Source organism: Aromatoleum toluvorans, assembly GCF_012910905.1.
Lineage (GTDB): Bacteria > Pseudomonadota > Gammaproteobacteria > Burkholderiales > Rhodocyclaceae > Aromatoleum > Aromatoleum toluvorans.
This window is the reverse complement of sequence record NZ_WTVN01000117.1, coordinates 1-290: the sequence shown is the minus strand read 5'-3', so window position 1 is coordinate 290 and position 290 is coordinate 1. Positions and strand designations below refer to the sequence as shown.

At 70.7% G+C, this 290-nt stretch carries 1 protein-coding gene; it reads right to left on the bottom strand.

Features of this window, described 5'->3' with window-relative positions:
* Nucleotides 1–158: 158 nt before the first annotated feature.
* The coding region (locus GPA22_RS22565) for an alpha-isopropylmalate synthase regulatory domain-containing protein (RefSeq protein WP_169258296.1) at nt 159–290 on the bottom strand (132 nt) is incomplete at its 5' end.

The following is a 290-nucleotide window of genomic DNA, read 5'->3' as shown; positions in this document are numbered from 1 at the left end:
CAGGAAGGCTGGCGATCGCGGAGGCGGTGCTGGCGGCGCTGCTTTTCGCCTGCGCGGTGTGGTACGCGCGGGTTTCCGCGCCGTCGCGCCAGGCACGCGTGGAGGCCTGACGCGTTTCGGGCTGCGGCCGCGGGCAGCCCGCCCGCGGCCGCAGCCGGTCACAGCTGCGGGTTCAGCTTCTCGAACTTGCCGTGCAGCTTGTTGAGCGCGTTGAGATAGGCCTTGGCCGACGCGACGATGATGTCGGTGTCGGCGCCCTGGCCATTCACGACCTTGCCGTCCTGCGACAG